The following is a 26,318-nucleotide window of genomic DNA, read 5'->3' on the forward strand; positions in this document are numbered from 1 at the left end:
ATGGCTCGCGTGACCGTCGAAGACTGCATCGACAAGGTCGAGAATCGTTTCGAGCTGGTCCTCCTCGCCAGCCATCGCGCCCGCATGATCTCGTCGGGCGCTCCCCTGACGATCGACCGCGACCGCGACAAGAACCCCGTCGTCGCCCTGCGCGAGGTCGCCGACGAGACCGTGCGTCCCGACGACCTGCGCGAGCAGCTCATCCATTCCATGCAGAAGTACGTCGAGGTCGACGAGCCCGAGGCCGAGGCCGTGCCGATGATCGGCGCCCCCGCCGCGGAAGGCTCCGGCGGCGACGACGGCGAGGTCACCTTCGACCGCATGTCCGAGGAAGACCTCCTGCGCGGCCTGGAAGGCCTCCAGCCCCCGGCCCAGACGGACGACGACGAGGGGTGAGGGCGCGCGCATAAGTGAGGAGTTCTGGCCGAACGGCCAGCGGGCTTGCAGCAGTGGTCAGGAGCGCCAGAGCCGACAGCGTTGCTCAAGGCGGCGCTTCGTACCATCATCAAGTCCAATTTCTAGTTCAATTCGCCAGTCGAACACCTTATGCTCTCCGACGCTGGGAGGGCATCACGTGGGCGAGATTCAGACCATTGATATCGAAGGCTACCACAGCGCGATTGTCCGTTTAGCGACCATCCGTGACCGGTCCAGCAACGGATACCCGTACCTATTATTTGCCAGCGTCGAATTGGTGACGGAGAGTCGACCGAGGCCCGACAGCACGCCGCTGCGAAAGAATGATGTGCCTCATGTATTTCGCGCCAGAGACGCCAATCTCGACCTCGCATTTCGGCGCGTTGCGATGGATGCGGCAAATGCGGTGGATTGGTACCGGGCGCTGAAGCATAAGGCGACCTTGCCCATACCGCAGCATGAAGCCGACAAGGGGCGTCACGACGGAACAGCGCTGCAAACGTTCCTGATGTCGGACGAGCCGAAGTGGCCATCGCTCTCGACGCCGCTCGCGGATCCGTCTTTGTTCGGCAGCGCAGAGGATCTCTATCCGACTCCGTTCCTCGGGTCGGGAGCTCGACCTTCCCGCGTGCACCGTCAGCTCGCCGACCTGTCCCCGCTGTTGGACCGTGTTATCGCCGACGCAGAAGCGAGAAGCTGGCTTCGACGACGAATACATTTCGACATCGGCGAGCATGACGAGTTGGTCGGCGGCGCAGTCCTCATCGTCCCAGATCCGGATATACGAGCTGTCCGCACCTTCATGGCGCGTGATGCCGACGGCAGGGAGCATCTCGTGGGAGAAGTTCTCCCGCGCCGTGGTCGTTCGCTGCTTGGCTTGACCCTAACGCTCTTTGAGGAGCGGTTCGGTGCCATGCATCTATTCAAGAGCTTCCCGGTGAGCGAAAATTTGATGATTGTCTCGGCGATGGGCCAACTGGAGCATACGGGCCACGCGCTGTCGCATGCCGAGCGCGGTCTCGTCGATCAGCAGAAGGCGCTTCCATACCTGCGTTCCATTGGGCTAAACATGAACATGGTCAACCGTCGTGTTCGAATCAACACACGGGATGGACGCCGCAAGAATGCTCCCTCTGTCACGCACGACATCGACGAAGTGACACTCGCGAGTAATGGCGTCATCCGCCTTGAGGGAGAGAGCGTTACAGATCGCGATCCCACAACGCGCTTTTATCATGCTTCGGCGAAGCGCCGCCGCCAGCGGCTCGCAAAGCAGCAGGGGCTTCAGTGGTTCGATAACCGTGAAGCCGCCGTTCGTTTCATTCGTGAACAAATAGGGCGAGCGCAAACTGACGTATTTATTGTAGATCCTTATGCAGACGGAAAGGATCTTTTCGATTTCGGACATTTCATTTCGCGGAGAGAGATTCAGCTTCGCTTACTGACATCTCGCTTAGCCTTCAAAAATGATGAGAAGATGCGAGCCAGCCTAAGAAATGCGCTACAGAGTTTCGCCGAGCGCGGAGTTCCACCGCCGAAGATCAGGATTTTGCGCGGAGGGAAGTCACCACCGCTTCACGACCGCTTCCTAGTGATTGGGGGCGATGTATGGCTTTCCGGTAACTCCCTCAACAACATCGGTGAGCGCGCCAGCGTGATACTGAAGCTGCCGGACCCGAGCAGCGCTCTCGAACGGCTGGAGCGTCTGTTCGATCAGGCGCAGCCGGCACCGATCGAGGACGCGAAGAAATGACGCTCGGTCCGCCCATTTTGCAGGTGAAGGCCGCGCAATTGACCGAAGCGCCGCGTGCTTTCGAACCAAAGCTCCGGTGGCCGTCCCTGGATAGCGGCTATGCACCCGTCGACCTTCATCGCTTCCCGTCTCGAGACGAAGAAAATTGGCGATTCGGGTTAGGCGAGTTTGGTACTTCATCGCAGTATTTTATATCGGCACTAAATAGTGCCCAAATACGTATCTGGCTGGTTGATTGTTTTCTCCTGAAGTTAATCGATGCTAACAAAGCGAATTTTATGCAGACATTTTATCAAGCATTCCTCCACACTACCGCGGATGACGTACGCCTGCTCACATCGAAAAAAGACGGATATCTCGATCAGATTAAAGGATTTCGGGATCTGCAGAATACACGGCGCGGTCCGTTACATAACAGAGCCGCTTTCAAGATTGAGGTCCGCGTCATTCCAGGGGTGAGAGGCGGCGCGCGCCTGCCGCATGATCGATTCGCCCTGATCGATGACGAACTCTGGCATTGGGGTGCAAACGTCGGCGGTACTCACCATGAGGTCAACGCCTTCAGCCATGGCTGGTCAGCGCTTGAAACCGGGGCAGTCGACTACTTTGACCGGATTTGGAACATGTCAGAGCGACCGTCATGAGATGGCCAGAGGAAGAAAATGAGGAGAACGGATATCCGGGCCGCTATCGCAGAACGGCAGATGCGACGGTTGCGCAGTACCTAGACGCACCCTGGCGTGAAGCGGCGGTCAGGAGTGCCCGGAAGCATGCCGAAAGGCTTCTCGCAAGAGCCAAAAAGAACGAGTCGCCGAACTTACCGAAGCAAGATCAGCTTTGCGCCTGGCTCGATGCCGACAACCTCACAGATGTCGTCGCGGTCATCCTGCAGGACGATGCCCATAACGGCGTGTCCATGACTGGCGCAATCCTGGCGGAAGCCGCTGGTAAATTGTTCTGCAGCCGCCCTAACGTCAAGCACTGGCAGCTCGTCGGAAGGATCATCGAGAACGACCCTGTGGCGCGGCGCGTGCTTGTCGACTTAATCAGACGTCGGGTATCGAAGCGACCCGCGCTTCGAGAGGACATCCGCACGGTTGCGCGTGCGATAGTACGCCAGCCTGAGAAGTACGGCAAAGCCTTTACGCTACGCGATCAGGACACCTTAGTTGAAATGGGGCTGCATTGGCGCAGCAAGCCGGAGCTGAAGGAGATTTGGTTCGGGTTGCACGCGCTCGGACACATCATGCCGTGTCGTGACGATCAGCACATTTTTGATCTTCTCTTTGAGGTCGACACCGCCTTCGCTGCCGAGCTGATCGAGGAGTTCGGCAATCCGTATCAGCCCGCACTTGTGTTGCAGTACGGCGCGCTGGACCCGAGCCGGCGTTTCGCCAATTGGTTGCGACTGATCGAAGCTGCGATGCCTGCCTTCGAAGCCGACGGTGCGTGGAACGGCCGAGTGTTGTTACCCTTGCTGTTGCTGACAGCTCAGCATGCGATGCGCTCTGAGGTAGGCCGTCCCGCAGGACGCGACGACCTACTAGAGCACCGGGATAAGGTACTTGCGGAACTCGCCGAACAGGTCGTGGCGGCGATTCTGGCACGATCCGATGGCGCACCCGCCGCGCTCCGCTGGAGCGGTTGGCTCTTCCGATCGGCGATGTCGCAGCTCGAAGACGAGCGAGTTCCGTTCCCCGACAATGCCGAGAGCCGCGCCCGCCCGGCCTGGCTGGTGATCAGGGCCGCGACGCGGTCGGCGGAGGCGGGCTTGTGGTCGAACATGAGGCCGCCGGACGTTCCACCGGAAGACGAGTTGTGCGTCGAAGCCGTACGCATTCTTTCATCTCTCGAGCATGACCGCACCGCCCCCCGGCGAGATCTTATCTTTCAGGTGCTGCCCGACGAGCCCGAGCACTTCCTCGAAGGTGAAAACGGCCGACGCATGCGGGAGCTGCCGTCATTATTCGTGATTTGGGGCAAACGGGCAGACGCGTTCGGAACACGGGTGTTGGCAAGAGCCTTGTTCGACAAGGACGTCGTGGCCACGTTTGCGGACCTATGGCGCCGCACGCTGGTCTTGCGTGAGATCGCCGAGCACGGCAACGCTTTTCGGACGGACGGCGACGCATATCAAGACTACATAAGGCGAGCATCAGAGACGATCCGTTTCGTCATCGCGCTCGGCATAAATCTCGTCGATTATGTCCAAGATGCCCGCCAGTCGATCATCTTCACAGACCGACACGCGGTAGCGCTTACTCTCTTCGCGAATCTGCATGACGCGATTCGTGAGATGCTGGCGATTGATCCTGTTAGTCGTAAAGATATTGAATATCTCCACGACCAACTCTGCGTTCGGAGATTTCTCTACGAGATGGGCTACGCGGCACAGAACACTTTTGCCGCTCCGTTGGCAGAAACAGATAGGCCGACGGTCGGGGATATGATCTGCGAGCGCTGCGAGGTCAGCCGGTCCTTCTTCCAAAGCTTGCAAATGCTCCGCGTGAATGGTGCTTCGCACGAGCGGATCGCGCGCGAGCTGAACAGCGTTGGCATTCGGCTCGAACGACTCGTCGATCAGGCCGAACGGCTGAACGCGATCGAGCACGCCCGGAAAATCGACCTCGAAGGTTTCATCGCCGGCGCAGCTGCTGGGGGGCAATCAAGCCCATAGGCCGAAGAGGCGCCCCGCCCCCTCCCCCATTCCCCGGCCGCATCCCGTCAATTCGCCACACGGCCCTGTTCAGCGCCCGCGAAAACGCTCATCTTAGGGCATGCATGCACGCGCACGGTCGGCGCGTGCCCGGAGGTCCCTCACGCGCATGATGCGTCAGTACGAGCTGCTCGAGCGGGTCAAGCGCTACAACCCCGCCACCGACGAGGCCCTGCTCAACCGGGCCTACATCTACGCCATGCGCGCGCACGGGACGCAGGTTCGCGCCTCGGGCGATCCCTTCTTCGCGCATCCGCTCGAGGTGGCCGCCATCCTCACCGACATGCGCCTCGACGACGCGACCATCGTCGCCGCAGTGCTGCACGACACGGTGGAGGACACGGAGGCGACCCTCGACGAGATCCACGAGACCTTCGGGCCCGAGATCGGCGCCCTCGTCGACGGGCTCACCAAGCTCAAGCGCCTCGACCTCGTCTCCAAGCGTGCGGCGCAGGGCGAGAACTTCCGCAAGCTGCTGCTCGCCATCGCCCAGGACATCCGTGTGCTGCTCGTGAAGCTCGCGGACCGCCTGCACAACATGCGCACGCTCCACTTCATGCCCGCCGAGAAGCGCGCGCGCATCGCCGAGGAGACGCTCGACATCTACGCGCCGCTCGCCGGGCGCATGGGCATGCAGGAGATGCGCGAGGAGCTGGAGGATCTCGCCTTCAGCCACCTGCGCCCGGAGGCGTACGAGACCATCACCAAGCGGCTCGAGACGCTGTCGGCCAAGAACGAGCGCCTCGTCGAGGAGATCGCGCGCGATCTCGAGACGCGACTGTCGGGCAAGGGCTTGCGCGCGGGCGTGAAGGGGCGGCGCAAGCGCGCGTACTCCATCTGGAAGAAGATGGAGCGCAAGTCGGTCGCCTTCGAGCAGCTCTCCGACATCTTCGGCTTTCGCATCCTCGTCGACACCGTGGACGCCTGCTACGGCGCGCTCGGCCTCGTGCACTCCACCTGGCCGATGGTTCCCGGGCGCTTCAAGGACTACATCTCGACGCCCAAGCAGAACGACTACCGCTCGATCCACACCACCGTGGTCGGCCCCGGCCACCAGCGCGTGGAGCTGCAGATCCGCACCCGCGGCATGGACGAGGTGGCGGAATACGGCATCGCCGCGCACGCGCTCTACAAGGACCCCGCGCGCGAGAGCGCCAAGGAGGCCAAGCCGCTCAGCGAGAGCCGAGCCTATCAATGGCTGCGGCGCACCATCGACCTGCTGGCGGAGGGCGACAACCCGGAGGACTTCCTCGAGCACACGCGGCTCGAGCTCTTCCACGATCAGGTCTTCTGCTTCACGCCCAAGGGCCGCCTCATCGCCCTGCCGCGCGGGGCGACGCCCATCGACTTCGCATACGCCGTCCACACCGACGTCGGCAACACGGCGGTGGGCGCCAAGATCAACGGGCGCATGGCCCCGCTCCTGACCGAGCTCGCCAACGGCGACGAGGTGGAGATCGTGCGCGCGGGCGGCAACCAGGTCCCGCCGGCGGCGTGGGAGAGCCTCGTCGTCACCGGCAAGGCGCGCGCCGCCATCCGGCGCACCACGCGCGCCGCGGTGCGCAAGCAATATGCCGGGCTCGGCCTGCAGATCCTGGAGCGCGCCTTCGAGCGGGCCGGCAAGGCCTTCTCCGAGGAGAAGCTGAAGGCTGCCCTGCCGCGCCTCGCGCGCACCTCGGTGGACGACGTCCTCGCCGCCGTGGGCCGGGGCGAGATGTTCTCGGGCGACGTGGTGCGCGCCGTCTACGCCGACTTCAAGGACGTCGGGCGCCTGGTCTCGGGGGCGGCGACGCAGGGCGCCGGCTGGGTCGCGCTCGGCGCAGACCCGTTGAAGATGAAGCTGCCGGACGGCTCGGACGACAAGAACGCCATCCCCATCCGCGGGCTCGACGCCGATCTGCCGGTGCGCTTCGCGCCCGAGTGCGGCGCCGTTCCGGGAGACCGGATCGTGGGCATCATCATCCCCGGCGAGGGCGTGACAATCTACCCGATCCAGAGCCCGACGCTCGCGGCCTTCGAGAACCTGCCCGAGGCCTGGGTCGACGTGCGCTGGGACGTCGAGGCGATCACGACGAAGCGCTTCCCCGCCCGCGTGAAGCTCGAGACCATCAACGAGCCGGGATCCCTCGCCCAGATCGCGCAGGTGGTGGCCGATCACGACGGCAACATCGACAACATCTCGATGCATCGCCGCACGGCGGACTTCACCGACGTGATCATCGACGTCTCGGTCTGGGACCTGAAGCACCTCAACGGCATCATCGCCGAATTGAAGGCCAAGCGCGTCATCTCGAAGGTCGAGCGCCTCGTCGGCTGAGGCGAGTAGGGTGAGGCATGGACGCGAAACGCCCCGAGCCGACGGGATCGGCCTGGGGCGCGCGTCGCTCGGCGGGCCGAGGGCCCGCCTCGGTGCACGACGGGATCAGCGCACGATGTAGACGATGCGCCGCGTCGCCGGGTCGACGAGGACCGGCTGGCCGTTCACGTAGGCGTACTCGTACTCGTAATCCGGGATCGGCCGCAGGCCCACCGCCGGCGGTAGGCCGGCGCCGGCGACGACCTCGCCCTCCAGATAGACCGGCTCGACGCGGTTCTCGTAGACGTAGGTGCGCACCGGCGGCGGCGGCGCGGTGAAGCCGTCGACGGCCCCGCCGATCGCCCCGGTGACGGCGCCCACCGTCCCGCCGATGATCGAGCCGACGATCTCGCCGGCCACCGCACCCGTGGCGGTCACGGGATCCCACTGCGCCTCCGGCACGATCTCGCGGCGCTGCGTGACGATCACGGGCGCGCTCTCCACCTGCGCGGTGAGGTAGTCGCCGTAGGCCCAGGCCTCGGTGCCCTGGTACTGCACGCGGCACCAGGCGGAGGACGGCAGGCAGCCGACGACGGTGACCGTGTCGTTGCCGACGATCGTGTCGACGATCTCGTAGTTCGGGCCCGGCCCGGCACGCATGTTGAGATCGGTGGTCGCGGTGGCGGCGACCTGCGCGGCGGCGGGGTTCGCGAACGTGCCGGCGAACCCGAGCGCGGCGGCGCCGGCGAGAAGCATGAGATGACGGGGCATGAGCGTTCTCCTTCCCGTTTGGTTTGACGGGCGAGCGAACGCGGTCGGGGGTGCGGTGTTCCGGGGTGCGCCGCGTTCGTCCGCACCTGCCCCACGATCGCCCGAGGAGAGCATTTGCGGGAGCATGCACGGCGTGGTACCCATCCGCATTGCTCTTGCAAGCTGTTGATCTTTATGCCAACACTCCTCGCACACGTCCGAACGGGACGCCTCTTGCGGGTCGATGCAGACCTCGGACCGCGGGAGCAGGCTTTTCGTCGGCTGTTCGTCACCCCTGCGGTAGCGCGATGGCTTTCGAGAGACCTGGCGACACGCCCGTCGTCGCTGATCGGCAACGCCCTTTCCCCGGTGGAGCAGGTCGATGCGCTCATCGAGCGGTTCGTGGCAGGCAGACCCTTGGAGCATGGTCGTCAGTTCAAGTGCCTGCGCCCCGCGCAGAAGGCCGTCTGGGAGCTGAAGACCGATGACGTGCGCCTGTTCGGCTTCTTTCCGGAGAGGGACTGCTTCGTGGTCCTGTTCGCCAACTTCGCGGACACGGTCAAGGATCACGACCTGTATCGCGGCTATGTCGACGAGGTCGTCCGTCGGCGCGCCGAGCTCGACATCGACGGCGGCCATATGAAGGGGAGCGATGCGCATGACGTCGTTTCGACTCGACTTGCACCCTAGGAAGCGGGCCGGCAGCCGATTTCTCGCCCGTGTGATCGAGGAGCTCCAGGGCGCGCTCGCGGCCGAGAAGAAGACCCGGGGGCTCACGCAGCAGCAGGTGGCGGACCTGCTGGAGGTGAACCGCTCCGTCGTCAACCGCCGCGTCCTCGGGCGCGACAACCTCACCGTCCGGTCGCTCGCCGAGACGGCATGGGCGCTCGGCTACGAGCCGCATCTCGAGCTGCGCCCCGTCGGCGCGGCGGCGGGTGCCAATGCGCGTGCGCGGCCGCCGAGGACCTCGTCGCCCCCGGCACGAACCCTCGAGTCGCGTGTCTCGACGCCGAGCGGCACGACGTCCGCCGATCGCGTCATCGCGACGGCATGGGCGGAGGGGTGAGGTGAGGATGGCGGGAACGGCGCTGTTCTGCGACGACATACGTCTCGAAGCCTCGGGGCAGACGTCGCTCATCGGATGCTATGCAGGCCAGCTGATCGTGCATCACGCTTGGCCCGTCACCCTGCCGAAGCTCGCGGTCATGGCCTTGGTCGATGCGCCACGCGCTGCACCGCCGCGCGAGATCGTGTTGCGCATCGTGCTCGACCCAGGCGACACGCTGCTGTTCGAGACACGAGTCGAAGCCACGCGGGACGAGCCGAGCGACACCGCGGAGCTGGAGGAATCTCCCGACGCGATCGTGCGTATCGGATTGAACGTCGTTCTCGGCCCGCTCGCGATCGAGCAGGAGAGCCGGCTGCGCGTCCGAGCCGTCGTCGACGGCGCCGAGATCAAGCTCGGCTCCCTCAAGATCGTCTCGGCGCCCCCGGACGAGCCGGGCTGACGCCGCTCACCGCCTGGAGAAGCGTCTTCTACTCGCATGTCGCGTGCGGGGGAGCGGCCTCCTCGTCGCCGCCCGCTGGCTCGCGGGCTGAGAGCCGGCGGCGGCGTCTCGACATCGGGCGGGCGTCGCCTATCCTGCGGGCAATCATGCCCTCGAGGAGCCCCGCCCCATGAACCTCCACGCCCTCGCCGCCGCCCGTGCGGCCGACGATCGTCCCGTTCGCGTCGCCTTGATCGGGGCGGGGAAGTTCGGGGCGATGTTCCTCGCGCAGGTGCCGCACGTTCCCGGGCTCGAGGCGGCGGCGATCGCCGATCTCGATCCGGATCGGGCGCGGGCCACCTGCCGGGCGGTGGGGTGGGACGAGGGGCGCATCGCGCGCACGCGATTCCACGCGGACGGCGCGGCGGCGATCGCCGAGGACGTCGAGGTCGTGATCGAGGCGACCGGCGCACCGGAGGCGGGCGTCGTGCACGCGCTCGCCGCGATCGAGGCCGGGCGCCACGTCGTCATGGTCAACGTCGAGGCGGACGTGCTGGTGGGCGCCGCCCTCGCGGAGCGGGCGCGGGCGGCGGGCGTCGTCTATTCCATGGCCTACGGCGACCAGCCGGCGCTCGTGTGCGAGATGGTGGACTGGGCGCGCGCCGCCGGCTTCACGGTGGCGGCCGCGGGCAAGGGCACGAAGTACCTGCCGGACTACCACGCGGTGACGCCCGACGGCGTCTGGGCCCATTACGGCATCACGCCCGAGGCCGCCGCGGCGGCGGGCATGAACCCCAAGATGTTCAACTCCTTCCTCGACGGCACGAAATCCGCCATCGAGGCCGCGGCCATCGCCAACGCCACCGGCCTCGCCGTGCCCGAGGGCGGGCTCGCCTTCCCGCCCTGCGGCGTGGACGATCTCGCGCACGTTCTCCGCCCCCGGGAGGTCGGCGGGCAGCTCGAGCGCGACGGCATGGTCGAGGTGGTCTCCTCGCTCGAGCGCGACGGGCGCCCGGTCTTCCGTGACCTGCGCTGGGGCGTCTACGTGGTGCTGAAGGCGCCCACTCCCTACGCCGCCGCCTGCTTTTCGCAATACGGCCTGCCGACGGACCCGTCCGGCACCTATGCGGCGATGTACAAGCCCTTCCACCTCATCGGGCTCGAGTTGTCGATCTCCGCCCTCTCGGCCGCGCTGCGGCGGGAGCCCACCGGCACGACCCGAGCCTTCGCGGCGGACGTGGTGGCGGTGGCCAAGCGCGACCTGGCGGCGGGCGAGATCCTCGACGGCGAGGGCGGCACCACGGTGTGGGGGCGCGTGACCACGGCGGCGGCGAGCCGCGCCGCGGGGGCGGTGCCCATCGGGCTCGCGCACGGCGTGCGGCTCGTGCGACCCGTCGCGGCGGGGAGCGTGGTCACGCAGGCCGACGTCGCCCCGCGCTCGGAGCGGAGCCTCGCCAAGCGCCTGCGCGAGACGCTCGTGCCGGCCTGACGGCCCGCGGCGAGCGCCGCGCTCGCTCGATCAGTCCTCGATACGCCGCCGGCAGCCCCAGCTGTCGAGGATCGCCGTCGTCTCGGCGGCCACGAAGTGGCGCGCGCTGTCGCGATCGTAGCCCTCCGCGAGCAACGCGTCGTAATCCGTCAGCACGTGGCGCACGTACGAGACCATGGAGAGCCACGCCGCGTTCTCCGGCGTCGCTGTTGAGAGGCCGCGGCTGTCGAGGGCGTGGTCGAGAATCGCGTCGCGCTCGAACTCCGGGATCGTCGGAGCAAGCCGGTCGAGAGCGTCGGCGATGCGCGAACGCTTGCCGCTCACGACGCCCACCGGCGAGAGCGCGGCGCGGACGGCGCTCGAGGGGATGAAGGTCGTCGAGGGGATGAAGGACCTCGAGGAATCGAAGGACATGGGCTCGCCTCCTGCTCGTTTCGCAGGCATCGGACCCGTTCAGGAAACGTAAGGCAACGGGCAAGCCCGCACGCGGCGGGACTCGCGAATGCCCGGGAACTCCGATCCGGTTTCAACAAAGGATAGAACGAGGAGCCCATATCCATGACGACCCTGACCGACCTGGTGTCCCGCTCCGCCGTGCGCCGGCCCGAACCCGTCCCGCCCGGCCCCGGGCAGGAAAGCGTGTGGGACTATCCTCGCCCGGCCGTGTGCGAGCCGACGAGCGCGACGCTCGAAGTCGTCCTCGGCGGGCGCACCATCGCGCGCACGACGCGGGGCTTCCGCGTGCTGGAGACGTCCCACCCGCCATCCTACTACTTCCCGCCCGAGGATGTCGACGCGCGCGCGCTCGTCCCGGTGCAGGGCGGCTCCATGTGCGAGTGGAAGGGCCAGGCGGCCTATTTCGACGTGGTCTCCGGCACGGTGCGCGCGGCGCGCGGCGCCTGGGCCTATCCGCGCCCGACGCCGGCCTTCCGCCCCATGGCGGGCTACGTCACCTTCTATCCCGGCCAGATGGAGGCCTGCTTCGTCGACGGCGAGCGCGTCGTCGCGCAGGAGGGCGGGTTCTACGGCGGCTGGATCACCTCGAAGGTCGTGGGTCCCTTCAAGGGCGGGCCGGGCACCCGCTTCTGGTGAGCCATCCCCGCGCGCGACGGCCCTCGCATCGCATCGGGTCGTCCGCGCAACCCGGGAGAGCGGCTGGCGGCGATGCCGATCCCGGCTGACCGTCTTCCACCTTGACAGGGTCGCATGCGGCGGCGAGCCTCGTTCCTCAGACGCCGAAAAGGCGCGCATTCCTGGGGACGGGAGACGTCGGATGAGCGCGAGCGCGGGCACCACCGCGGCCGGTCCGGTCTTGCACGGTGCAGCCTCGCGGGAGGCGGACCGCGCGGGAGCGCGCGAGGCGATCCTCGTCCCGGCCCCGCGCCTGCATCGACAGCTCGAAGCGCTCTTCACAGCCTGGTGCGGCCCCGCTCACGCGACCGCCTCCGCCGACGCGCTCGTCGAGGCCGATCTCATGGGGATCGACAGCCACGGCATCACCCTCGTGACGCTCTACGAGGAGCTCGTCGCCAAGAGTATGATCGCGCGCGACGCCGACATCCGCGTGGTGCAGGATCTCGGCGCCATCGCCGTCCTCGACGCGGGCGGCGGCTTCGGCCACGCGCCGGCGACGCGGGCCATGGATCTCGCGTGCGAGAGGGCGGCGGCGTTCGGCGTCGGCGCCGTGGCCGTGCGCGGCTCCAACCATTTCGGCGCGGCCGGCGTGTACGCGCTGCGCGCCGCGCGGGCGGGGATGATCGGCCTCGTCACGAGCGCGGTGCATGCGGCCTCCATCGTCCCGGTCTTCGGCCGCGCGCCGCGGCTCGGCACCAACCCGATCGCGTTCGCGGCACCGGGAGCCGATGGCGCGCCCTTCCTCCTCGACATCGCGACGAGCACGATCGCCATCGGCAAGCTCAAGCTCGCCGCCCGCGAGGGACGCCGCCTCCCCGACGGCTGGGCGCTCGACGCCGACGGCCGCCCGCAGCACGACCCGGAGGCGGCGCTGCGCGATCGGCTGATGACGCCGCTCGGCGGCAGCCGGGAGATGGGCGGGCACAAGGGCTACGGCCTCGCCGCCATGGTCGAGGTGCTCTCGACGCTGCTCGCGGGTGCCTCCTACGCACCCCTGCGTGATCGGGGCGCCCCGCGCTACGACGTCGGCCATCTCTGCCTCGCGCTGAGCCCCGAGGCGTTCCGCGGGCCGAACGCCTTCGGCCCCGATCTCGACGCCTTCCTCGCCTGCCTGCGCGAGACGCCGCCCGCGGCCGATGCCGCGCGCGTCCTCGCGCCGGGCGATCCCGAGCACGCCATGCGCGCGCGCCGGGAGCGCGAGGGCATACCGATTCCCCGCTCCCTCGTCGCCGCCGTGAAGGCGGTGGCGGAGGCGCGGGGTGCGGGCTTCCATCTGGAGGACCCGGACACCTAGGCCGCCCGCGAGAAGAGGCGGCCGCGACCGAACGGGAGGAGACACGACATGAAGGCGTCGATCACGACCCTCATCGCCACCGCCGCCGCCGCGACGCTCGTCGCCGGAGCCGCGAACGCCCAGGACCTGCGGCTGATGACCGGCCCGCAGGGCGGCTCCTGGTATCCGCTGGGCGGCGCGATCCAGAATATCGTCCAGAACGGCATGGACGGCGTGAGCGTCCAGGTCCTGCCCGGCGGCGGCATCGCCAACGTGAAGGGCATCGCCACCGGACGCGCCGACGTGGCCTTCGCCAACTCGGTCTCGACGGTGGACGCCATCGAGGGTCGCGGTGCCTTCGAGGAGCGCGCCGAGAACGTCTGCAACGTCGCGACGCTCTACCCGCAATACTTCCAGATCGTCACGCTGGCAGACAGCGGCATCGAGAGCGTCGGCGACCTCGCGGGCAAGGCGCTGGCGACGCAGCCGCGCGGCAACACGGCCGAGGACATCACACGCGGCCTGCTCGAGGCGGCGGGGCTGACCTACGACGACATGTCCCAGATGCACTTCGTCTCCTACTCGGACGGCGTCTCCCTGATGAAGGACGGCAACGCCGCCGCCATGACGCTGGGCACCACGGTCCCGGCCTCCGCGATCATGGACCTCGCCAGCGGCTCGGACATCAAGATGCTGAGCCTCGACGAGGCGCTGATGAACGAGATGCAGAGCCGCAACCCGGGCTACCAGAAGCTCACCATCCCGGCGGGCTCCTATCCGGGGCAGGACGAGGACGTCCAGGTCATCGGCTATGCGACCCACGTCGTCGCGCGCTGCGACCTCGACGAGGAGATCGTCCACGGCATGCTCGCGGGCATGGTCGAGAATCTCGGCGACCTGCAGGCCATCGCCGGCGCCATGAAGGGGCTCACCCCCGAGCAGATGGCCCAGGACGTCGGCGTGCCGATGCACGAAGGCGCCAAGCGCTTCTACGAGGAGCAGGGCGTCATGTGACGCCGGCGCCGAGCGCCGACACGAAACGCGCCGATCTGCGTGCCCCCGCCTCACCGGTGGGCGCACCCTCCCCTCGCACGAGCAGGCGATGACGCGGCCATGTCCGGACCCAAGCCCGAGAGCTCCACCTACCTGACGATCGTCAAGCGCATGGCCCTCGTGGTCGCGCTCGCCATGAGCTCGTACCACCTCTATGTCGGCTTCTTCGGCACGCCGGACGCCTTCACGCTGCGCGCCACCCATGTCGGCTTCGCGCTGACGCTGGCCTTCCTGCTCCTGCCGGCGCGCAAGGCCGACGAGGGGCGCGGCCCGCGGATCTGGGACTGGGCGCTGATCGCGCTTTCGCTGGCCGCCTCCGCCTATCCGGTGCTGGTGAAGGACTACATCTACTCGCGCTTCATCTACATCGACGAGCTGCGCACGGCCGACATCGTGCTGGGCGTGATCCTGACGCTCCTCGTCATCGAGGCGGCGCGCCGGGCGCTCGGGCTCGTGCTGCCAGTCACCGTGGTGCTCTTCCTCGGCTACGCGCTGTTTCTCACCAATACCGAGCCGCTGCTCCTGCTCGAGCAGCTCTACCTGACGACGGAAGGGATCTACGGCATCCCCGTCGCGGTCTCGGCGACCTACGTCGTGCTCTTCATCCTGTTCGGCGCCTTCGTCGAGCGCTCGGGCGCCGGCAAGCTGTTCATGGACTTCGCCATCAGCCTCACGGGCCACACCGCCGGCGGGCCCGCGAAGGTCGCGTGCGTGACGAGCGGGCTCTTCGGCTCGGTCTCCGGCTCGGCGGTGGCGAACGTGATGACGACGGGCGCCTTCACCATTCCCCTGATGAAGCGGCTGGGCTACCGCCCCGCCTTCGCCGGCGCGGTGGAGGCCGTCGCCTCCACCGGCGGGCAGATCATGCCGCCGATCATGGGCGCCGCCGCCTTCGTCATGGCCGAGTTCATGGGGGTGAGCTATCTCACGGTGGCGACCTACGCGCTGATCCCCGCGCTCCTCTACTACGTCGCCGTCTTCGCCGCGGTGCATTTCGAGGCGCGCCGGCTCGGCATGCGCGGGCTCCCGCGCGACGAGCTGCCCCGGCTCGGGGAGGTGCTGCGCGAGCGCGGGCACCTCTTCCTGCCTCTCGTCGTCATCGTCGCGGTGCTGCTGTCGGGCTACAGCGCCCCCTTCGCGGCTTTGTGCGGCATCGCCTCCGTCATCCCCACGGCGCTGCTCCGCAAGACCACCCGCTCGGCGGTGAACCTGCGCATGATCGTCGAGAGCCTGGAGGCCGGCGCGGTCGGCTCCATCATGGTTGCGCTCGCCTGCGCGGCTGCGGGCATCGTCATCGGCGTCATCACGCTCACCGGCGCGGGGCTGACCTTCTCGAGCTTCGTCATCTCGGCGGCGAACGAGATGCTGATGCCCGCCCTCCTCCTCACCATGGTCGCGGGCATCATCCTGGGCATGGGCATGCCCACGACGCCCGCCTACATCATCCAGGTCTCGCTCCTCGTTCCGGCTCTGGTGCGCCTGGGCGTGCCCGTGGAGAGCGCGCATCTCTTCGTGTTCTACTTCGCCATCCTCTCGGCGATCACGCCCCCCGTGGCCATCGCGGTCTATGCGGCGAACGGCATCTCGGGGGCGCAGCTCTGGCCGAGCTCGGTGGCGGCGGTGAAGCTCGGGCTCACCGGCTACATCATCCCCTTCATGTTCGTGTTCGGGCCCTCGCTCCTGATGATCGGGCCGTGGACGACGATCGGCGCCACCACGGTGACCGCCGTGATCGGGGTGATCTTCCTCGCGGCGGGGCTGAACGGCTGGCTCGTCACCGCCGCCTCGCGGCTCGAGCGCGTGCTCCTCGTGTGCGCGGCGTTCGTCCTGATCAAGCCCGGCCTGTGGACCGACGCCGTCGGCATCGGGCTCGGCGCGGTGGCGCTGATGCTGCAGCTGCGCGCGCGCCGTCGCGAGGATCGCGCGACCCCGGAGCGCGCCGCGGCCCCCCTGCCCGATCCGGTGCGACCGGCGGAATGAAGCGCGACCGGCGGCGTCAGAGCCGCCAGTCGATGCGCCGCACGTGCGGATCGGCGTGGGCGAGCACGGTCGTCTCGCCGCCGGGCCAGAGGCGCAGCGTCAGGACCGGTCGGAGCGTCTCGTCGAGCTCGAAGGCGATCCAGGCGAGCGGCGCCTCCGACGTCGCCGCCGCGCCGACCTCCTCCATGTGCCGCGTGATCGCCTCCCGCCCGGCGTCGGGGACGTAACCCCAGACGATGGAGTGCATCAGCACCGTCGCGGTGCCGTCGCGCGGGCGCACGCGGCGCGAGACGAAATCGGCGGCGTCCGCCTTCTCCACGCGCGGCGGAGCCTCGGTGGCGAGCGCCAGCGCCGCCTCGATGCGGGCGAGACGCTCGGACTGATCCGGCCAGACGTAGGCCGTGAGCCGCTCGCGCGCGGCGGGATCGAGGAGGTCGACGGGAGACAGGTCGCAGCCGAGGCGCTCGACGATGATCGGCTCGCGCCCCACCCGGTCCGATCCGCTCCATTCGGGGGCGAGCAGGAGCGGCGTGCCGGCCGCGCCGTAGCGCCGCCCGGCGAAGCGGTAGGCGTATCGGTCGAGAAGCAGGTTGAGGCCGCCGCTGGAGCCGATCTCGAAGAGGCGGACGGGCAGCCCCGTGCGCGCGCTCACCTGCATGAGGCCCAGGACGAGGCAGGCCGAGCGCGCGACCTCGTTCGTCTGCGGCGCGTGCGCGAGCCAGCCGACGAGCGCCTCGTCGTCAGCCGCGATAGCCGCGGCGAGGGCCTCGCGCAGCGCCGCCTCGGAGGGGCTCGGCGCCGGCGGGTAGAGCGCGCCGAGCGCCGGCGCCCGGCCCGATCGCGCGAGGCCGTGCAGCGCCGCCGAGACGCGCAGCGGCAGAGCATCGTTGCGCGCGTCCGGTCGTCCGGGCCAGGAGAGCACGGCCGCCCCGAAGGCGCTCTCCCGTTCCGCTACGGCGATGAAGGCGCGCAGCACCCGCCCCGTGAAGTCCGAGCCGAGCTCGGCGCAAAGGTCAGCCTGGCCGGCGAAGGAGGCCCGGATCGCGGCCTCGCGCGCCGCCTCGTCGTCGCTCATGGTCATCGCGCGCACTGCCTCAGCGCGCCGCGCGCAGCATCGCGAGCGTCTCCTCGAGGCCCGGCGCTCCGGGATAGAGGAGCGCCATCGTCTCGGCCGCGAAGGTGGCGGGCGCCGTGCCCGGCGCGGACACGACGCGGCGGTCGCACACCGCCTCCCCGCCCTCGCGGTAATGGTCGGCGCCGGCATAGCCCGGCACGACGTCGAGGAGCCAGGCGCGTCCGTTGCTGGTATGCGCGCGATCGGCGAAGAGCCCCGCCCGCGCCGCCTGCACCGTCGCCGCGCAGATGACGGCGACGACGGTGCCGCGCTCGTATTCCGCCCGCAGGAGCGGCGCGATGTCGAGATCGCCCGTGACCCACGCGTCCGAGCCGCACACGACGAGCGCGTCCGGCGCCGCCTCGCTCGCCTCGCCGAAGCGCCCGTCCGCCCGCGCGCGCAGCCCGCCGATGGAGACGACGTCCTCGCCCGTCGGCGTGAGATAGCGGATGTCGGCGCCGAACTGCTCGCGCGCCGACGCCGCCAGCATGCCGACCTCCCAATCGGCGAAGCCGTCGGGGAGGAGGACGGCGATGCGCCTGTGCAGATCCTCGGACATGACGAAATCCCTCTCGCGATGCGCGCCGCCCGGTGGTGATCTCGTGGGGGCCGGCAACCGCATCATCGCATCGAAACGCGACCCTGTCGCGACGCGATCAGCGCGTCGTCTCCTTCATGAGCGCGCGCCAGGTGTCGAAGAACTTCTCGGCGGCGACCGCCATCTCCCGCTCGTCCTCGTCGCTCTCGGGATAGGTCGCCGACATGATGCCGATGATCGTGAACCCGCCGTCCGGGTCGCGCGTGAAGATGGGCGAGCCGGAATCGCCGTCGATGGCGTCGCATTCGTGGAAGAACGTGCCGTCGTCGAAGAGCTCGGTGACGGCGCAGCCTTCGTGCGCGGTGAGCTTCGAGCCGTTGTCGGCGCTGTAGCCCGCCTGCGTCACGGCGGAGAGCAGCCCTTGCGCGAAACGGGTCGTCAGCCCCTGCGCCCCCGACCCGTCGATGCGCATCGTGCCGGCGATGTCCCCGATCGGATCCTCGAGCACGAGGAAGCCCCAATCCTCGCCGTCGATGCCGCTCGTCTCGGCGTGCTCGCGATTGTCGAAGCGCTCGGAGAGGACCTCGCGCACGACGCGGCTGCGGGCGACCTCGTTGGGTCCGTCCTTGCCGGCGACGAAGACGAGGACTGGGTCGCGCTCGTTGGAATCCTCGGCGCGGAAGAAGCAATGCGCCGCGGTGAGCACCAGGCGCGGACCGACGAGGACGCCCGAGCAATGGCCGCTCTCCGTCTCGAGCCGGCCGATGCTGCTCCACGGCCGCTCGGCGGAGGGCACGAAGACGCGGTCGTCGCGCCCCGAGAAGGCCGGGCTCCAGCGCCCGCGGCAGTCGGTGGTGTCGGTGCGTCGCGGGCAGAGCGCCGTGCCGATGCTCGGCTCGTCGCACTCGCCGTCGTTCGCGAAATGGCAGGCGTCCGCCGAGAGCACGCCGCGTCGGCGGCAATCCCACGAATCGGTACCGGCGGCGCACACGCCCGTGCCGATCCCCGGCTCGTCGCATTCGCCGTCGATGGCGTATTCGCAGGTGTTGGCGTCGAGGGCGACGTCCTGCGCCCGAGCACTCTCGGGCGCGAGCGCGGTCAGCCACGCGATGGCGAGCGCGCCGGCCATCAGCATGCGCGCGCCCCACGCCGTCGATCTCGCCCCCATCTCCCCCTCCGGCTCACGCCCCTTTTGCCCGCAGGCTAAGCCGGAGACGCCGCCGGGTCCATACGGGCCGGTGGGGGATCGCTCGTGAGGCGCTCAGTCCACGAACACGGTCTCGGCGTCCGTGCGCTCGAAGCAGAGATTCACCGTACGCTCGCGGGCGCGGGTGCGGTGGCGCACGCCCGCCGCGACGCGGTAGGCCTGGCCGGGGCCGAGGGCGACGCAGCCCGAGTCGAGATCGATCTCGAGCCGCCCCTCCACGACGACGAAGAGCTCGTCGCTGTGCGGGTGCACGTGCCAGCGATACTCGCCCGTGAACACGGCGATGCGCAGGCAATGGTCGTTCACGCCTGCCAGCACGAAGTTGTGGTGCCCGTCGAGCCCCGCCGTCGCCTCGGCGAAATCGATGGACGTATCCGATCCGGTGTCTTCGAGGCTGTCCGTCACGGGCGCGGCTCCAGGAGGCTCGTCGACGGGCGAGGCGTCGCGGTTCGCATGTCGGCTGCCTCGACGGTGGAGACCGAAAGGACCGAGAGCCCGGCCTGGAATGCGGTCAGATAGCCGCTGATCGTGCCCGTGAGCGCCGCGAACAGGGCGATCCCGGTGCCGACGACGGCGATGATGATGGTCAGCCGAGCGCTGCGCGTCTCGCTGCGTAGATCGTCGAACTCCGACCTGAGCATGGCGAAGTCCTGGCGCATCCCGTCCGCGTCTGCCTTCATGTCGGCGAAGCGGACGTTTCCGATCTCCACCATCCCGGAGATCTGGTCCGCCAGGCGGTCGATCTTGCCGTCCAGGCCGACGAGCCGAGCGTCGAGCCGCGCCTCCACGAGGGCGATCTTCGCATCGAGCTCCTGGTGCGTCGGCCCGTCCATCATTCCTCGCGGCTCTGGTTCCGCCACGCCCTCGCGTGGCGCACCCCTTCATCTAGCAACCCGGTTCGCGAAGAGTCAACGCCCGGCACACCTTCACCCGTAGGTGTGGTCCCGCCACGGGCCCTGCCGGCGCGGATCGTGCAGCGGCCAGTCGGGCCGGGCCTGGCGCACCATCATCACCTCCGCGAGGTTCTCGCGGGTGAGGAGCCCCACGAGCCGGCCGGTCCCGTCGAGCACGAAGAGCGCCGGCGCGCGGCTCGACGCCAAGAGCCCCATGCCCTCGGAGAGCGGGGCGTCCGCGCGGATCTCGGGGATGTCGCGGGTCATCACGTCGAGGACGGGGCTCGTCGGCGTGCCGTGGCGCAAAGCCGGGATCAGCGCGTCGCGCGTCACGAGCCCACGCGGATGCCCCGCCCCGTCGACCACGGGGAACTCCTTCTGCGAGGTGCGGATGAGGCATTCCACCGCGTCGTCGAGGGTGGCGGAGGGGGGAAGCGTCTCGACGACGCTGACCATGGCGGCGGCGACGCTGGTGTCGTCGGCGGCGCCCTTCATGGCCGATTGCTCCACCTCCGCGGAGGCGGCGAGATAGACGAAGACCGCGATGACGAGGAGGATCGGGTTCCAGAACAAGCCCACGATCGCGAACACGACCGCCGCCGCCTGCCCGATGCGCCCGGCGATGGCGGTAGCGCGGGCGTGCGGCATACGCATCGCCATCAGCGCGCGCAGCACCCGCCCGCCGTCCATCGGAAAGGCGGGGATGAGGTTGAACACGACGAGGATGACGTTCACCGCGGCCAGCCGCGCGACGAGCGAGAGACCCGGGTTCTCGATCTCCACGAAGTTCGCCGTGTCGAGCGTGGCTCCCAGGACGAGGAACAGCACGGCCGCGATCACGACGTTCACCGCCGGGCCGGCCAGCGCCACGACGAGCTCCTGGCGCGGGTCGTCGGGGATGCGCTCGAGGCTGGCGATGCCGCCGATGGGCGAGAGGATCACGCTGGGCGTGCGGATGCCGTAGCGGCGCGCGGCGAGGATGTGGCCGAACTCGTGCGCGAGCACGCAGGCGAAGAGCAAGACGACGAAGACCGTCGTCGCGAGCGCCGCCTCGAAGCCGCCCGATCGCCAGGTCGCGCCCGCGATCCAGACGAGGAAGAGCACGAAGGTGACGTGCAGCTTCACGACGGTGCCGGCGATCGTGCCGACGGGAAAGGACCAGACCATGGACGACGCTCCTCGGCGCACCGCCGCATCGGCACGCGCCCGGACGGAACGCGATCCTAGCAGCGGAGGTTCGCAGACGCGACGTCGCGTCCGCCGCGCCGTCCGCTTTCCGTAGGGACGCAGGCGCACGCTTGCATCGCGACAAGTCCGCCGGACGCGATCCGCGCTATCATGTCCTCGACCAGTCCCAGACGATTTCCGTAGCGGAGCACCCCGATGCAGCTCACCGGCCTCCACCATCTCACCGCCGTCACCGCGGACGCCCCCGGCAACCACGCCTTCTACACGGACGTGCTGGGCCTTCGCCTCGTGAAGAAGACCGTGAACCAGGACGACGTCTCCGCCTACCACCTCTTCTACGCCGACGGGCTCGCCTCGCCGGGCTCGGACATCACCTTCTTCGATTGGCCGGTGGGGCGCGAGCGGCGCGGGACGCACGCGATCACCCGCACGGGGCTCCGCGTCGCGGGCGAGGAGGCGCTCGCCTTCTGGGAGGCGCACCTCGCCGATCGCGGCGTTCGCCACGGCGGCACGACGCGCCGGGACGGGCGCGTCGTCCTCGACTTCGAGGACCCGGAGGGCCAGCGCCTGACGCTGGTCGACGATGGCGGCGCGGGCGAGGCGCACCCCTGGGAGCGCAGCCCCGTTCCCGCCGAGCACCAGATCCGCGGGCTGGGGCCCGTCACGATCTCCGTGCCGGACCGCGCGCCCACGGCCATGGTGCTCGAGCGCCTCATGAACATGCGCGAGGCCCGCGCCTACCAGACGCCCGGGCGCCCCGGCTCGACGACGCACGTCTACGAGATGGGCGAGGGCGGCCCGGCGGCGGAGCTCCACGTGGCGGTGGAGCCCGGCCTCGAGACCGCGCGCCCCGGCGCGGGCGGCGTCCACCACGTCGCCTTCCGCATCCCGGACGCGGATTACGCCGACTGGGCGGCGCGCCTGCGCGGGCTCGGCGTGCCCTCGAGCGGCCCCGTCGACCGCTTCTACTTCAAGAGCCTCTACTTCCGCGAGCCCAACGGCATCCTGTTCGAGCTCGCGACCGACGGCCCCGGCTTCGCCGTCGACGAGCCCATGGCCGAGCTCGGCGAGCGCCTGGCGCTCCCGCCCTTCCTGGAGGGGCGCCGCGAGGAGATCGAGCGCGGCCTGAAGCCGCTCTGAGCTCCCGCCCGCCGCGGCGGCGCACGCGAAAACGCGCTTGCGAGCCGCCGCGGCCACGGCTATCTATGGTGCCGACGCGGGCGTAGTTCAGTGGTAGAACGTCAGCTTCCCAAGCTGAATGTCGTCGGTTCGATCCCGATCGCCCGCTCCATTCTTCCTCAAACATCTCAAGCTCTTGCAAGGCCTCCAGGTCTTGCGAACCGGCTTCGCCGTTGACGAGAACGCCTCGGCAACTGTGGTATAATGGGGAAGCGGATATGCCGGGCTACACGCATGACCGGACACGAATCGGGGCGGCGACGATCGACCGCGTCACACCGTGATGCTGCGAGCTGGCGCAATTACCGGATCCGGACTCGTCATGCGGGTGAACAAGAGGTATGCCGTCTGGTACCTGAGGACTCGGACGAAGAGCGTCCGCCTCAGCGACATGGCAAACCTTTTCCCGCAGCGGGCGAGGCTCGCGGTGGCGAACGCCCGCGCCGAGCTCGACGCCGGACGGGATCCTCCTTTGGCCTCGAACGTGGGAGCGCGGCCTCGCTGGTACGATGCGCGCGTTGTGGGCGGTCGTTCTCACGGGCCAGCGCACCGGCACGCTTGTGGGCACCAGCGCAGATTATGTCTTCCACGAGACGAAACGTCCGGGCTGGATGATCGTAGCCTCGCCGTGGGCAGTGATGAAATCGACGCGCGATCGCCCGATCCCCCGCGCCCTGCCGATCCCGCCGGAAGCCTGGGCCAGTATCGGCGCAGCCGCGACCGACGAGGTGGTCTTTCTCTCACGCAAGGCCGTTTACGAAGAGCACCCTCAACCTAAATTTCTTGGCGCTCGCCGGCGAGCGAAGCGGGCCGGATCTGTTGACGGCGCACGGCATGCGCCGGTAGACGCCCCACGACGCGCGCCGGTCACTCGCCTCCTTCCTCGACGACCACCGCCTCGGCGGTGCGGCGAGCGCCACCCTCGACCACAAGGACGCCAACGCGCCCGAGCCGGAGCGCACGTCCGACGTGACGCGGCTGGTCTACGCCCGCGAGCAGCGACTGGGGCTCAAGGCGGAGGGGATGGCGGCCTGGTGCACGAAAATTGTTGTCGCCTACGACCACAAGCGCTTCTCGCTGCGGTCTCGAGAGAATTCGGGCTCGTCCGCTGCAGCGTAATCTGGCCGCCATTGCAGCAGCGAATAGTCGTTCGACGCTACAGCGTCCGGCTTCAGCGCCGCGAGCGCGCGGATCAGGTCGCGGTGGCGGGCCAGCGGGTCCGCGCCGCCGGGGAGGACGGCGCGGTGCGTCCAGATGCGCAGGATTGTCTCCTCGGCCGTGCGGCGGGCGCGCACGCGATCCTCCTCCGTCTCGGCCTCCTCCGCCGCGCGCATCAGCTCGGCGAGGTGATGCGCCATCCAGCGGGCGAGCGTGTCCGTCTCGTTCTCAAGGCCGAGCTCACGGACGAGGTGGCGCCCAAGCGCCCAGACGTCCTTCGGCGGCGTGGAGGGAGCCGTCTCGGCGCAGGAAGCCCGTGGGACCGCCGTCGTCAGACGCCGTGCGCCTCCTCCAGGAGCCACGCCCACATGGCCTCGACCTCGGCCGGGCGCCGGCCCGGCGGGGCGACGAGGTAGAGCCCGGCCGCCTCGACGAGGGCGCGTTCGCGGCCGTAGGGCGCGAGGAGGCGGCCCGACGCGAGCTCGTCCTCGATGAGCGAGGCCGGGGCCAGGGCCACGCCCTGGCCGCGGATCGCCGCGTCGAGCGCGAGCGTCGTCTGGCTGAAGCGCATGCCGTGGCCCGCGTCGACGTCCCGGGCCGCGAAGCGCTCGAGCCAGGTGGGCCACAGACCGTGCGCATCGTGCAGGAGCACCGCCCCCGCCAGCTTGTCCGGCCCGGCCGCGAGGTCGTGCGCGGCCGCGAGGCCGGGCGTGCACACCGGGATGAGCGCCGCGTGCTCGATCAGCGCGGCCGTGAGCCCGTCGAAGGGCGGCGTGCCGTAGCGCACGCCCTCGCCGCCACGGTGTTCCTCTGGGGCTCCGTCTTCCCTGCGATCCGCCTGGCCATGGAGGCCTTCGATCCGGCCGGGATGGCGGCGGCGCGCTACGGCACGACCTCCGTCGTCCTGGCGCTCGCGGCCCTCGTCTGGCGCCCGCGCCTGCCGCGGCGTCCCGCAGACCTTCTCCCCCTGGGTGGTCTCGGTCTCTTCGGGGTCTTCGGCTACGCGCTGGCGCTGAACGTCGGCGAGCTGACGCTCGGCGCCAGCGCCGCGAGCCTCGTCTACAACACCACGCCCGTCTTCACCGCGCCGATGGCGTTCGTCTTCCTGGGCGAGCGCATGGGCAGAGGCGGGTGGGCCGGCACGGCGCTCGCCTGCGTCGGCGTGACGATCATCGCCACGACGGCGGCCGAGGGCGTGCGCTTCACGCAAGGGGCCTGGTTCGTCCTGCTCGCAACGGTCTTCCAGGCGATCGCCGTCGTCGTCACCAAGACGCTGCTCGCACGCCGCTGGACCCCCTTCGAGCTGACCGCCTGGAGCATCTGGCTCGGGACCGCGTTCTTGCTGCCCGTCGGGTGGCGCGGCGTCGTGGACCTCGTCGACGGATCCGTGTCGGCCGCGCCGACCCTCGCGATCCTCTACCTCGCGATCCTGCCGGGGCTCGTCGCCTACGTCCTCTGGTCGTGCGCCCTGACGCATGTGCCGGCGGGACGCGCAGCGGGGTTGCTGTCCCTGATGCCGGTGGTCGCGACCGGGCTCGAGGTGGCTTGGTGGGGCATCCTGCCGACCTGGGGAATCGTCGCCCGCGGTGCCGTCACGATCGCAGGCGCGGCGCTGACGAACGCGGCGCGCTTCGGCGGTAGCCGGGTGAAGCACGGTGTCGAGAGATCGACGGTGCATTCCTTATGTCCGAAATAATAATTCTACAAACGAAATTCGTAGCGTTAGCTTTCGGCGGTCTCCAATCTCCAAGGAACTGCCCACATGACGCACACGTCTACGCTCGATTCGATCTCGCAAAGTAACCGCGACGCCAAGCGTCAGGCACGCTTCGCCGCGGTCGAGCGCACACCTCTCCGATTGCTGGCGGTCTATGCGTTCACCCTCACCCTCACCGTCATTCTGGCTGCGGGGACGCTGATCGCCTTCCGGCATGTGATCCCCGGCCCTCTGGCCATCCCGGCGGTGGCTGGTGCGATGATCATGCTCGGCTTGTTCTACGCGCACTTCACCGAACTGCAGCACGAGCTTCTGCACGGCCATGCGTTCCGCTCGCAAGGCGTCAGCCGCGCGCTCGGGGTCGTCTGTGGGCTGCCGATGCTCATCTCGTACTCCCATTACCGCTTCTCGCACCTGCGCCACCACGCGCTGCTCGGGACCGCCGGCAACAAGGAATTCTTCGATTATCCGAAGCGCGGGCTCGATAGCCCGGGCAAACTGCTCCTGGCGGCGATGTCACCGGGTCGATTCGTCACGCTCGCGTCGCGCATTGCAAACGCCTTCCTCGGCCGTCAGATCGACGAGGACGCACGCAATCATCGCACGCATGCGCAGATTCGCTCCGACTACATCCTCTTCGGGAGTGCCTGCGGATCGCGGGCGGCGAACAGCGCGGCCGCCTGGACGAGCCGGCGCTTTAAGATGCGCGGCCGGTCCCCCGTTTCGGACCGCGGGATCAGCAGGGGCGCGCGCAGCCGGCGAGCGAGGTCGTTCGCGATGTGGAGGAAGGCTTCGTGCGGGCGGTGGCGCTGCGCGTCGGACTCGAGGAATCAGTCCGCGCCGTAGCAGTCGAACACCACCATCTCCAAGCCCTTGGGCAGCCCCGCCTCGATCTCGAAGAGGGCAGTCGTCTTGCCGCATCCGCCTTCGCCCACGAAGGCGAGCCGTCGGGCGATCGCGGACGGCGAGGGCACGT

General features: G+C 68.8%; 27 protein-coding genes and 1 tRNA gene. 17 read left to right on the forward strand and 11 right to left on the reverse strand.

Annotated features, from left to right (window positions below; translation table 11 throughout):
- The 5 genes from rpoZ (at window position 1) to IEX89_RS06395 (ending at window position 7,203) form a co-directional block, all read left to right on the forward strand.
- Window positions 1–396 carry a DNA-directed RNA polymerase subunit omega gene (rpoZ, locus tag IEX89_RS06375; RefSeq protein ID WP_188910806.1) on the forward strand — a complete coding sequence of 132 codons (396 nt, stop codon included), beginning with the start codon at window positions 1–3 and terminating at the stop codon, window positions 394–396.
- 178 nt (window positions 397–574) lie between these two features.
- The gene (locus IEX89_RS06380) at window positions 575–2,170 is read left to right on the forward strand and encodes a VPA1262 family N-terminal domain-containing protein (protein WP_188910808.1); all 1,596 of its coding nucleotides are present in this window, start codon (window positions 575–577) and stop codon (window positions 2,168–2,170) included.
- Window positions 2,167–2,814: a hypothetical protein gene (locus tag IEX89_RS06385; RefSeq protein WP_188910811.1), complete on the forward strand. Its 648-nt coding sequence runs from the start codon at window positions 2,167–2,169 to the stop codon at window positions 2,812–2,814. Before IEX89_RS06380 ends, IEX89_RS06385 begins: the two co-directional genes overlap by 4 nt.
- Window positions 2,811–4,847, forward strand: coding sequence for a hypothetical protein (locus IEX89_RS06390; protein WP_188910813.1), 2,037 nt, complete (start codon window positions 2,811–2,813; stop codon window positions 4,845–4,847). Before IEX89_RS06385 ends, IEX89_RS06390 begins: the two co-directional genes overlap by 4 nt.
- A gap of 148 nt (window positions 4,848–4,995) precedes the next feature.
- Window positions 4,996–7,203, forward strand: coding sequence for a RelA/SpoT family protein (locus IEX89_RS06395; RefSeq protein WP_188910815.1), 2,208 nt, complete (start codon window positions 4,996–4,998; stop codon window positions 7,201–7,203).
- A 105-nt stretch (window positions 7,204–7,308) separates the two neighbouring features.
- Here the strand turns inward: IEX89_RS06395 and IEX89_RS06400 are convergent, their stop codons facing one another.
- On the reverse strand, window positions 7,309–7,953 hold the full coding sequence (locus tag IEX89_RS06400) for a DUF1236 domain-containing protein (RefSeq protein ID WP_188910817.1): 645 nt from the start codon (window positions 7,951–7,953) through the stop codon (window positions 7,309–7,311).
- Window positions 7,954–8,166: 213 nt separating this feature from the next.
- Between IEX89_RS06400 and IEX89_RS06405 the strand changes: the two genes are divergently transcribed.
- From IEX89_RS06405 to IEX89_RS06420, 4 genes are all read left to right on the forward strand, one after another.
- Window positions 8,167–8,622, forward strand: a complete 456-nt coding sequence (locus IEX89_RS06405; RefSeq protein WP_244645114.1) for a hypothetical protein — start codon at window positions 8,167–8,169, stop codon at window positions 8,620–8,622.
- A gap of 31 nt (window positions 8,623–8,653) precedes the next feature.
- Window positions 8,654–8,998, forward strand: a complete 345-nt coding sequence (locus tag IEX89_RS06410) for a helix-turn-helix domain-containing protein (RefSeq protein ID WP_188910821.1) — start codon at window positions 8,654–8,656, stop codon at window positions 8,996–8,998.
- A gap of 1 nt (window position 8,999) precedes the next feature.
- Window positions 9,000–9,440, forward strand: a complete 441-nt coding sequence (locus IEX89_RS06415; RefSeq protein ID WP_188910823.1) for a hypothetical protein — start codon at window positions 9,000–9,002, stop codon at window positions 9,438–9,440.
- Between the two features lie 169 nt (window positions 9,441–9,609).
- A complete protein-coding gene (locus tag IEX89_RS06420) occupies window positions 9,610–10,908 on the forward strand; it encodes an NAD(P)H-dependent oxidoreductase (RefSeq protein WP_188910825.1) in 1,299 nt (432 codons plus the stop codon).
- Window positions 10,909–10,938: 30 nt separating this feature from the next.
- Here the strand turns inward: IEX89_RS06420 and IEX89_RS06425 are convergent, their stop codons facing one another.
- The gene (locus IEX89_RS06425; RefSeq protein WP_188910828.1) at window positions 10,939–11,322 is read right to left on the reverse strand and encodes a DUF2293 domain-containing protein; all 384 of its coding nucleotides are present in this window, start codon (window positions 11,320–11,322) and stop codon (window positions 10,939–10,941) included.
- 144 nt (window positions 11,323–11,466) lie between these two features.
- On the opposite strand from IEX89_RS06425, the gene IEX89_RS06430 reads away from it, so the two are divergent.
- From IEX89_RS06430 to IEX89_RS06445, 4 genes are all read left to right on the forward strand, one after another.
- A complete protein-coding gene (locus IEX89_RS06430; protein ID WP_188910830.1) occupies window positions 11,467–12,000 on the forward strand; it encodes a DUF427 domain-containing protein in 534 nt (177 codons plus the stop codon).
- A 181-nt stretch (window positions 12,001–12,181) separates the two neighbouring features.
- The gene (locus IEX89_RS06435; RefSeq protein ID WP_188910831.1) at window positions 12,182–13,336 is read left to right on the forward strand and encodes an Ldh family oxidoreductase; all 1,155 of its coding nucleotides are present in this window, start codon (window positions 12,182–12,184) and stop codon (window positions 13,334–13,336) included.
- Window positions 13,337–13,384: 48 nt separating this feature from the next.
- Window positions 13,385–14,329: a TAXI family TRAP transporter solute-binding subunit gene (locus tag IEX89_RS06440; protein WP_188910833.1), complete on the forward strand. Its 945-nt coding sequence runs from the start codon at window positions 13,385–13,387 to the stop codon at window positions 14,327–14,329.
- Window positions 14,330–14,428: 99 nt separating this feature from the next.
- Window positions 14,429–16,348 carry a TRAP transporter permease gene (locus IEX89_RS06445; protein WP_188910835.1) on the forward strand — a complete coding sequence of 640 codons (1,920 nt, stop codon included), beginning with the start codon at window positions 14,429–14,431 and terminating at the stop codon, window positions 16,346–16,348.
- A 16-nt stretch (window positions 16,349–16,364) separates the two neighbouring features.
- Here the strand turns inward: IEX89_RS06445 and IEX89_RS06450 are convergent, their stop codons facing one another.
- The 6 genes from IEX89_RS06450 to IEX89_RS06470 all read right to left on the reverse strand — a co-directional run bounded on the left by IEX89_RS06450 (window position 16,365) and on the right by IEX89_RS06470 (window position 21,267).
- Complete coding sequence (locus IEX89_RS06450; RefSeq protein ID WP_188910837.1) at window positions 16,365–17,423, reverse strand: DUF2332 domain-containing protein; 1,059 nt, start codon at window positions 17,421–17,423, stop codon at window positions 16,365–16,367.
- 19 nt (window positions 17,424–17,442) lie between these two features.
- Window positions 17,443–18,021, reverse strand: a complete 579-nt coding sequence (locus IEX89_RS06455; RefSeq protein WP_188910839.1) for a DJ-1/PfpI family protein — start codon at window positions 18,019–18,021, stop codon at window positions 17,443–17,445.
- Between the two features lie 97 nt (window positions 18,022–18,118).
- The gene (locus IEX89_RS06460; protein WP_188910841.1) at window positions 18,119–19,168 is read right to left on the reverse strand and encodes a trypsin-like serine peptidase; all 1,050 of its coding nucleotides are present in this window, start codon (window positions 19,166–19,168) and stop codon (window positions 18,119–18,121) included.
- A 93-nt stretch (window positions 19,169–19,261) separates the two neighbouring features.
- Complete coding sequence (locus tag IEX89_RS24360; protein WP_244645116.1) at window positions 19,262–19,612, reverse strand: cupin domain-containing protein; 351 nt, start codon at window positions 19,610–19,612, stop codon at window positions 19,262–19,264.
- The gene (locus tag IEX89_RS24365; protein WP_244645117.1) at window positions 19,609–20,043 is read right to left on the reverse strand and encodes a hypothetical protein; all 435 of its coding nucleotides are present in this window, start codon (window positions 20,041–20,043) and stop codon (window positions 19,609–19,611) included. The genes IEX89_RS24360 and IEX89_RS24365 overlap by 4 nt, the downstream gene beginning before the upstream one ends.
- A gap of 90 nt (window positions 20,044–20,133) precedes the next feature.
- A complete protein-coding gene (locus IEX89_RS06470; RefSeq protein ID WP_188910845.1) occupies window positions 20,134–21,267 on the reverse strand; it encodes a site-2 protease family protein in 1,134 nt (377 codons plus the stop codon).
- A 216-nt stretch (window positions 21,268–21,483) separates the two neighbouring features.
- On the opposite strand from IEX89_RS06470, the gene IEX89_RS06475 reads away from it, so the two are divergent.
- Together IEX89_RS06475 and IEX89_RS06480 are read left to right on the forward strand one after the other, a co-directional pair.
- Complete coding sequence (locus IEX89_RS06475; RefSeq protein WP_188910847.1) at window positions 21,484–22,428, forward strand: ring-cleaving dioxygenase; 945 nt, start codon at window positions 21,484–21,486, stop codon at window positions 22,426–22,428.
- A gap of 76 nt (window positions 22,429–22,504) precedes the next feature.
- Window positions 22,505–22,579 (forward strand) — tRNA-Gly (locus IEX89_RS06480).
- A 943-nt stretch (window positions 22,580–23,522) separates the two neighbouring features.
- Here IEX89_RS06480 and IEX89_RS06485 read toward each other — a convergent pair.
- A complete protein-coding gene (locus IEX89_RS06485; RefSeq protein WP_188910849.1) occupies window positions 23,523–23,825 on the reverse strand; it encodes a hypothetical protein in 303 nt (100 codons plus the stop codon).
- Window positions 23,826–23,956: 131 nt separating this feature from the next.
- The gene (locus IEX89_RS06490) at window positions 23,957–24,412 is read right to left on the reverse strand and encodes a LysR substrate-binding domain-containing protein (RefSeq protein WP_188910851.1); all 456 of its coding nucleotides are present in this window, start codon (window positions 24,410–24,412) and stop codon (window positions 23,957–23,959) included.
- A 15-nt stretch (window positions 24,413–24,427) separates the two neighbouring features.
- Between IEX89_RS06490 and IEX89_RS06495 the strand changes: the two genes are divergently transcribed.
- Window positions 24,428–25,321, forward strand: coding sequence for a DMT family transporter (locus tag IEX89_RS06495; protein ID WP_280513912.1), 894 nt, complete (start codon window positions 24,428–24,430; stop codon window positions 25,319–25,321).
- A gap of 66 nt (window positions 25,322–25,387) precedes the next feature.
- A complete protein-coding gene (locus tag IEX89_RS06500) occupies window positions 25,388–26,188 on the forward strand; it encodes a fatty acid desaturase family protein (protein WP_188910856.1) in 801 nt (266 codons plus the stop codon).
- On the opposite strand, the gene IEX89_RS06505 is transcribed toward IEX89_RS06500, so the two are convergent.
- Window positions 26,173–26,316: a P-loop NTPase family protein gene (locus IEX89_RS06505; RefSeq protein WP_188910858.1), complete on the reverse strand. Its 144-nt coding sequence runs from the start codon at window positions 26,314–26,316 to the stop codon at window positions 26,173–26,175. The two genes, IEX89_RS06500 and IEX89_RS06505, sit on opposite strands and share 16 nt — an antisense overlap.
- Between the last annotated feature and the right edge of the window lie 2 nt (window positions 26,317–26,318).

This window comes from Salinarimonas ramus (assembly GCF_014645695.1).
Classification (GTDB): Bacteria; Pseudomonadota; Alphaproteobacteria; order Rhizobiales; family Beijerinckiaceae; genus Salinarimonas; species Salinarimonas ramus.

Coding starts and splice junctions, on each gene's coding strand:
- IEX89_RS06440 (WP_188910833.1), top strand. CDS start 13,385: ATGAAGGCGTCGATCACGACCCTCATCGCCACCGCCGCCGCCGCGACG.
- IEX89_RS06425 (WP_188910828.1), bottom strand. CDS start 11,322: ATGTCCTTCGATTCCTCGAGGTCCTTCATCCCCTCGACGACCTTCATC.
- IEX89_RS06420 (WP_188910825.1), top strand. CDS start 9,610: ATGAACCTCCACGCCCTCGCCGCCGCCCGTGCGGCCGACGATCGTCCC.
- IEX89_RS06460 (WP_188910841.1), bottom strand. CDS start 19,168: ATGGGGGCGAGATCGACGGCGTGGGGCGCGCGCATGCTGATGGCCGGC.
- IEX89_RS06385 (WP_188910811.1), top strand. CDS start 2,167: ATGACGCTCGGTCCGCCCATTTTGCAGGTGAAGGCCGCGCAATTGACC.
- IEX89_RS06500 (WP_188910856.1), top strand. CDS start 25,388: ATGACGCACACGTCTACGCTCGATTCGATCTCGCAAAGTAACCGCGAC.
- IEX89_RS06485 (WP_188910849.1), bottom strand. CDS start 23,825: ATGGCGCATCACCTCGCCGAGCTGATGCGCGCGGCGGAGGAGGCCGAG.
- IEX89_RS06435 (WP_188910831.1), top strand. CDS start 12,182: ATGAGCGCGAGCGCGGGCACCACCGCGGCCGGTCCGGTCTTGCACGGT.
- rpoZ (WP_188910806.1), top strand. CDS start 1: ATGGCTCGCGTGACCGTCGAAGACTGCATCGACAAGGTCGAGAATCGT.
- IEX89_RS24365 (WP_244645117.1), bottom strand. CDS start 20,043: ATGATGGACGGGCCGACGCACCAGGAGCTCGATGCGAAGATCGCCCTC.
- IEX89_RS06400 (WP_188910817.1), bottom strand. CDS start 7,953: ATGCCCCGTCATCTCATGCTTCTCGCCGGCGCCGCCGCGCTCGGGTTC.
- IEX89_RS06455 (WP_188910839.1), bottom strand. CDS start 18,021: ATGTCCGAGGATCTGCACAGGCGCATCGCCGTCCTCCTCCCCGACGGC.
- IEX89_RS06445 (WP_188910835.1), top strand. CDS start 14,429: ATGTCCGGACCCAAGCCCGAGAGCTCCACCTACCTGACGATCGTCAAG.
- IEX89_RS06470 (WP_188910845.1), bottom strand. CDS start 21,267: ATGGTCTGGTCCTTTCCCGTCGGCACGATCGCCGGCACCGTCGTGAAG.
- IEX89_RS06450 (WP_188910837.1), bottom strand. CDS start 17,423: ATGAGCGACGACGAGGCGGCGCGCGAGGCCGCGATCCGGGCCTCCTTC.
- IEX89_RS06430 (WP_188910830.1), top strand. CDS start 11,467: ATGACGACCCTGACCGACCTGGTGTCCCGCTCCGCCGTGCGCCGGCCC.
- IEX89_RS06475 (WP_188910847.1), top strand. CDS start 21,484: ATGCAGCTCACCGGCCTCCACCATCTCACCGCCGTCACCGCGGACGCC.
- IEX89_RS06390 (WP_188910813.1), top strand. CDS start 2,811: ATGAGATGGCCAGAGGAAGAAAATGAGGAGAACGGATATCCGGGCCGC.
- IEX89_RS06395 (WP_188910815.1), top strand. CDS start 4,996: ATGATGCGTCAGTACGAGCTGCTCGAGCGGGTCAAGCGCTACAACCCC.